The organism is Mesorhizobium sp. M0437 (assembly GCF_040321335.1).
In the GTDB taxonomy this organism is placed as follows: Bacteria; Pseudomonadota; Alphaproteobacteria; order Rhizobiales; family Rhizobiaceae; genus Mesorhizobium.
Genome location: NZ_JAMYRK010000132.1, coordinates 1 through 5869, shown reverse-complemented (window position 1 = coordinate 5869; position 5869 = coordinate 1). Strand labels below are relative to the sequence as shown.

At 65.3% G+C, this 5869-nt stretch carries 6 protein-coding genes; 4 read left to right on the top strand and 2 right to left on the bottom strand.

All coding sequences use genetic code 11. The annotated features are described in order from the left end of the window. A partial coding sequence (locus NKI72_RS33815; protein WP_352852091.1) for a GNAT family N-acetyltransferase occupies positions 1-412 on the bottom strand: 412 nt, incomplete at its 3' end. Next, complete coding sequence (locus tag NKI72_RS33810; RefSeq protein WP_031255614.1) at positions 413-697, bottom strand: type II toxin-antitoxin system TacA family antitoxin; 285 nt, start codon at positions 695-697, stop codon at positions 413-415. It lies immediately after the preceding gene. A gap of 864 nt (positions 698-1561) precedes the next feature. Here NKI72_RS33810 and NKI72_RS33805 point away from each other — a divergent pair. From NKI72_RS33805 to cybH, 4 genes are read left to right on the top strand one after another with little or no spacing between them, the layout of a single operon-like run. After that, the gene (locus NKI72_RS33805) at positions 1562-2638 is read left to right on the top strand and encodes a hydrogenase small subunit (RefSeq protein WP_352852090.1); all 1077 of its coding nucleotides are present in this window, start codon (positions 1562-1564) and stop codon (positions 2636-2638) included. After that, complete coding sequence (locus NKI72_RS33800) at positions 2638-4434, top strand: nickel-dependent hydrogenase large subunit (RefSeq protein ID WP_023679114.1); 1797 nt, start codon at positions 2638-2640, stop codon at positions 4432-4434. Before NKI72_RS33805 ends, NKI72_RS33800 begins: the two co-directional genes overlap by 1 nt. 13 nt (positions 4435-4447) lie before the next feature. Further along, complete coding sequence (locus NKI72_RS33795; protein WP_352852089.1) at positions 4448-5023, top strand: HupE/UreJ family protein; 576 nt, start codon at positions 4448-4450, stop codon at positions 5021-5023. A 9-nt stretch (positions 5024-5032) separates the two neighbouring features. Next, positions 5033-5743, top strand: a complete 711-nt coding sequence (cybH, locus tag NKI72_RS33790; protein ID WP_352852088.1) for a Ni/Fe-hydrogenase, b-type cytochrome subunit — start codon at positions 5033-5035, stop codon at positions 5741-5743. Positions 5744-5869 lie beyond the last annotated feature (126 nt).

The window sequence follows — 5869 nt, the reverse complement described above, 5'->3', positions numbered from 1 at the left end:
CCCCCGCGCGCGGCGGCCCCCCCCCCCCCCCCCCCCCCGGGCCGCCCCGCCGGGGGGGGCCCCCCCCCCCGACGCAGCGATGCAGCGCGTCCTTGACCAGGCCGCTGCCGATGCCTTGTCCGGCATAGCGATGGTCGACGGCGAGTTGTGCAATCAACAGGCAGGGGATCGGATCGGGCGGCCGTCCGGTGCGGATGGCGCGCGGTGCGCTGTTTGGCTGGATCACGCCCGGCGCGAGGCCGTAATAGCCGACGACTGTTCCCTCATCGTGAACGACCAGGACGCGGGTAAAGCCGCGGACCTGGTTCGTTCGCGCGAAGCCGGCCAGCCAAGCATTGAGCGCCGGCTTGCCGCAATCGAAGCTGTCGAGGCGGTGCGCGTCGTCGAGGAGTTCGATGCCTGAAAGCGCCACCTAACGGTCCCAGGGCGGGGACCGACGCAGCCGCTCGGCCGCCTTCGGCGGGGGCGCAGCGGCGGGGGCTGAGATCGCCTGCATGAAGGCGTCATAAGCTTCCGGGGACACGCGGATGACGGTTTCGTTGAGGATGGCCGCCTGCGCCTCGTGCAGCGCGGCGCGCCGCATGAACTCCGTGCGCGACAGGCCGAGCAGCTCCGCGCCGCGGTCGATGATGGTGAGATCATCGTCGCGAAACCGCATCGAGACGGGTGTTTCCTTCCTGGTGGCTGTGGTGGCCATGGCGCGCTCCTGTGCTGCGGACGTATATACGGTAGTGTAACGCGGAACGCAATACTTCAGGACGCGCATGTGTTCTTATCGGCCGGATGAGCGGCTCCAGAAGCCAAGTCGCTGCCATGACTGTCGCCGGACGAGCCCCGGCTATGCCGAACCCTAATGAACATCTGACGCGATGGCGACTTTCGGGCCGTCACGCCACAAAGGAGGAACGGCTATGAAGGCTGGGCGGCCGGCACTTTCATTCTCAGGCGCCGCTCTATGCCACCTGCCGGCCAAGCGCAGTTGGCACAAATCTTGAACCTCTCTTTGCGCGGCGGCAGGAGCTGCAATCGCACGTTCGGCCTCACGCAATGAAAGACCGGTCACGACCGCGGCACGTGCAGCCTCAGAAACCAGTCTGCATTTTATTCAACGGCTTAGCTGCGAGTGCGGCGGCGCGCGGCCGAACATCACCGTGTCGCGGATGCGACAAACCCGACAACAGCGGTTTCAACGCAAGCGGCGACGAGTAGATGGTGCAAATCCCGCGATTCCCAGTCTGCTGTAGCCGCGCAGGCCAAGCGCGATCTGCTCGGCCGTCCTGACAAGCCGCGCGTGGCCTCTGGGCGAGGTCGGTCGAGGCCCGCCGAAATCCCGTCGGCACCCGTCGCCAGGCCTCTTCGCTCGTCTCGCCGCATCGCGGAAACTTTGTTCGAAATCTGCCAGCCCAGTTTCCACTCCTTTGCCGGCGACCGGAACAAGTCAACGCCTCGAAGAGCATCTGAGTTTTGAATTTATTCGGCTTTTTAACTCTGGCATCGGACTTGCTCCGCCTTCGCATGTCCGCGGCACCAGGAGACGCCGCCGCCTGTGGAGGAAGGCCTAATGCAACAAACATTCTACGAGGTCATGCGCCGACAGGGGATCACCCGCCGAAGTTTCCTGAAATTCTGCAGCCTGACGGCGGCTTCCCTCGGCCTTGGACCGGCCTTTGCGCCGAAAATAGCTTACGCGATGGAGTCCAAGCCGCGCATTCCGGTGCTGTGGCTGCACGGGCTTGAATGCACTTGCTGCTCCGAAAGCTTCATCCGCTCGGCGCACCCGCTCGCCAAGGACGTCGTGCTGTCGATGCTTTCACTCGATTATGACGACACGCTCATGGCGGCCGCCGGCCATCAGGCCGAGGCGATCGTCGACGAGGTCGTCGAACAGTACAAGGGCAACTACATCCTCGCGGTCGAAGGCAATGCGCCGCTCAACGAGGACGGCATGTTCTGCATCATCGGCGGCAAGCCCTTCGTCGACCAGCTCAACCATGCCGCCTCCAACGCCAAGGCGATCATCTCCTGGGGCTCCTGCGCCTCCTGGGGCTGCGTGCAGGCCGCGCGGCCGAACCCGACGCGGGCCACGCCCGTCCATAAGGTTCCGGGCCTGCCGGACAAGCCGATCATCAAGGTTCCCGGCTGCCCGCCGATCCCAGAAGTGATGACGGCCGTCATCACCTACATCCTGACCTTTGAAAAATTCCCAGAGCTCGACCGGCAGGGCCGGCCGAAGATGTTCTACAGCCAGCGCGTCCACGACAAATGCTATCGGCGCCCGCATTTCGACGCCGGCCAGTTCGTCGAGTCCTTCGATGACGAGGGCGCGCGCAAGGGCTATTGCCTCTACAAGGTCGGCTGCAAGGGATCGACCACTTACAACGCCTGCTCGACGGTGGGCTGGAACGGCGGCCTCTCCTTCCCGATCCAGGCCGGCCATCCCTGCATCGGCTGCTCCGAGGACGGCTTCTGGGACAAGGGCGATTTCTACAGCCGCCTGACCCGCGTCCACGGCTTCGGCATCGAGGCCGATGCCGACAGGATCGGCACGACGGCCGCGACCGTGATCGGCGCCGCCGCGGCCGCGCATGCGGCGGCGAGCGTGGTCAAGCGGATGCGCGAAAAGGGAGGGAACAAGTGATGGTCATCCAGACGCCGAACGGCTTCAATCTCGACACCTCCGGCCAGCGCGTGGTCGTCGATCCGGTCACGCGGATCGAAGGCCATATGCGCTGCGAGGTGAACATCGACGAGAACAACATCATCCGCAACGCGGTCTCGACCGGCACCATGTGGCGCGGGCTCGAGGTCATCCTCAAGGGCCGCGACCCGCGCGACGCCTGGGCCTTCACCCAGCGCATCTGCGGCGTGTGCACCGGCACGCACGCGCTCACCTCGGTGCGTGCGGTCGAGGACGCACTGGGCATCATAATCCCGGAGAACGCCAATTCGATCCGCAACATCATGCAGCTCTCGTTGCAGGTGCACGATCATCTGGTCCACTTCTACCACCTGCACGCGCTCGACTGGGTCAATCCGGTTAACGCATTGAGAGCCGACCCGAAGGCGACGTCGGAGCTGCAGCAGGCGGTTTCGCCGAGCCACCCGATGTCCTCGCCGGGCTATTTCCGTGACATCCAGAACCGGCTGAAGAAGTTCGTCGAGAGCGGCCAGCTCGGGCCGTTCAAGAACGGCTACTGGACCAACCCGGCCTATCTGCTGCCGCCGGAGGCCAATCTGATGGCGGTGACGCACTATCTGGAAGCGCTTGACTTCCAGAAGGAGATCATGACGACGCGCACGATCTTCGGCGGCAAGGACATCCATCCCAACTGGCTGGTGGGGGGCGTGCCTTGTGCGATCAACATCGACGGTGAGATGGCGGCCGGCGCGCCGATCAACATGGAGCGGCTGAACTACGTCCGCAGCGTCATCGAGCGCGCCATCGCCTTCGTCGACAACGTCTACATCCCCGACATCATCGCGATCGGCAGTCTCTACAAGGGCTGGCTCTATGGCGGCGGGCTGTCGGGCAAGAGCGTTCTTGCCTATGGCGACATCCCCGACAAAGCCAACGACTATTCGGCAGCCAACCTGATGATGCCCCAGGGCGCGATCATCGATGGCAACCTCAAAGAGGTGCTGCCCGTTGACGTGCGCGATCCCGAGCAGATCCAGGAGTTTGTGCCCCACTCTTGGTACAAATACCCGGACGAGGCGAAGGGCCTGCATCCATGGGATGGTATCACGGAGCCGAACTATCAGCTCGGGCCGAATGCCAAGGGCACGCGCACCGACATCCGCGAAATCGACGAGAGCGCGAAATATTCCTGGATCAAGGCGCCGCGCTGGCGCGGCCATGCGATGGAGGTAGGGCCGCTCGCCCGCTATGTCGTCGGCTACGTCCAGGGCCACGAGGAGATCAAGGAGCAGGTCGACTCGACGCTGCGGGCACTCGGCGTACCGCTGACGGGGCTGTTCTCGACGCTCGGCCGCACCGCTGCGCGCGCGCTGGAAGCACAGTGGGCGGCCCGCAAGCAGGTCTACTTCATGGACAAGCTGATCGCCACCATCAAGGCTGGAGACAGCTCGACGGCCAATACCCAGAAATGGGATCCGAAGTCCTGGCCCGCCGAAGTCAAGGGGGTCGGCTTCACCGAAGCGCCGCGCGGGGCGTTGGGCCACTGGATACGCATCAAGAACGGCCGGATCGAAAACTACCAATGCGTCGTGCCGACCACCTGGAACGGCTCGCCACGCGACCATGCCGGCAATATCGGCGCCTTCGAAGCGTCGCTGATGGAGACCAAGGTGGAGCGGCCGGAGGAGCCGGTCGAGATCCTGCGGACGATCCACAGCTTCGATCCGTGCCTTGCCTGTTCGACCCATGTCATGGGTCCGGACGGACAGGAACTTGCCAATGTCAAAGTGCGCTAGGGGAGGAACCGAAATGAGACACGCTATCCTGAAACTTGGCGCCGCAGCTTCGCGCGCGGTCCTTGCCAGCCCGGCGCTCGCCCATGTCGGCGCAGGGCATGCCGACGGGTTCGCCGCCGGCATCGCCCATCCGCTGATGGGACTCGACCACCTTCTCGCCATGGCGGCGGTCGGGGTCTGGTCGGCGGTGGCCATGCCGTCGCGGGTCCTGGTGGCGCCAGCAACCTTCGTGGCGATGATGATGACGGGTGCGGCGTTGGCCTTTGCCGGCATCGGCCTGCCAGCGGTCGAAGGCATGATCGCGCTATCGGTGCTTGCTCTCGGCATCATGATCGTCGCCGGTGCCGGCCTTCCCGGCATGCTCGGCATCGGCCTTGCCGGGTTCTTCGCCCTCTTCCATGGCCATGCCCATGCGAGCGAGACGACCGGCGCGGCACTTGCCTATATTGCCGGCTTCACGCTCTCGACCGCGGCGCTGCATCTGGCCGGCACCGGCATCGGCCTCAGGCTCGCGTCGTCGCCTTGGGCGCGCGCCGGGCTCGGCATGGTCATTGCCGGCTCCGGCGCTACGCTCGTGTTCGGCGGCTAGGGGGCGGCCATGAGCGCGAGCCAAACTCCGCATGGCGAAGAAGGGGTCTATGTCTACGAGGCGCCGCTGCGCCTCTGGCACTGGGTCAATGCCTTCGCCATCCTCATGCTTGCCGGCACCGGCTACCTGATCGGCTCGCCGCCGCCGGCGGTTGGCGGCGAGGCGAGTTCCAGTTTCCTCTTCGGCTGGATACGCTACCTGCATTTCGTTGCGGGCTATGTCCTGATCGTCGGCTTCGCGTTCCGCATCTACTGGGTCTTCGCCGGCAACGAGCATTCCCGGCAGATATTCCTCCCGCCTGTCTGGAACGGACGGTTCTGGAAGGAGCTCTGGCACGAGGTGCTCTGGTACGCCATGCTGGTGAGCGAGCCGATGAAGTGTTCCGGGCACAACCCGCTCGCGACGCTCGCCATGCACTTCCTGTTCGTCTGGTTCACCATCTTCATGATCGTGACCGGACTGGCGCTCTACGGCGAGGGGGCCGGCATGGGGTCCTGGCAGTACGACCTGTTCTCGAGCTGGGTCATCCCACTTCTCGGTCAGAGTCAGGACGTGCATACCTGGCACCATCTCGGCATGTGGGTGATCATCTGCTTCGTGATCATGCATATCTATGCCGCGGTGCGCGAGGACATCATGTCGAAGCAGTCGATCATCTCCTCGATGTTCTCCGGCTGGCGGACCTTTCGCGGCAACGGCGCGCCTCGTGATTCCCACTAGGACTTTCGCGACCTCACCTGCCGGGGGGGGGGGGGGGGGGGGGGGGGGGGGGCGGGGGGGGGGGGGGGGGGTGGGGGGGGGGGGGGGGGGGGGGGGGGGGGGGGGCGGGGGGGGGGGGGGGGGGGG

Excerpts from the sequence above, each read along its gene's own strand:
- NKI72_RS33810 (WP_031255614.1), bottom strand. The coding sequence starts at position 697 with ATGGCCACCACAGCCACCAGGAAGGAAACACCCGTCTCGATGCGGTTT.
- NKI72_RS33805 (WP_352852090.1), top strand. The coding sequence starts at position 1,562 with ATGCAACAAACATTCTACGAGGTCATGCGCCGACAGGGGATCACCCGC.
- NKI72_RS33800 (WP_023679114.1), top strand. The coding sequence starts at position 2,638 with ATGGTCATCCAGACGCCGAACGGCTTCAATCTCGACACCTCCGGCCAG.
- NKI72_RS33795 (WP_352852089.1), top strand. The coding sequence starts at position 4,448 with ATGAGACACGCTATCCTGAAACTTGGCGCCGCAGCTTCGCGCGCGGTC.
- cybH (WP_352852088.1), top strand. The coding sequence starts at position 5,033 with ATGAGCGCGAGCCAAACTCCGCATGGCGAAGAAGGGGTCTATGTCTAC.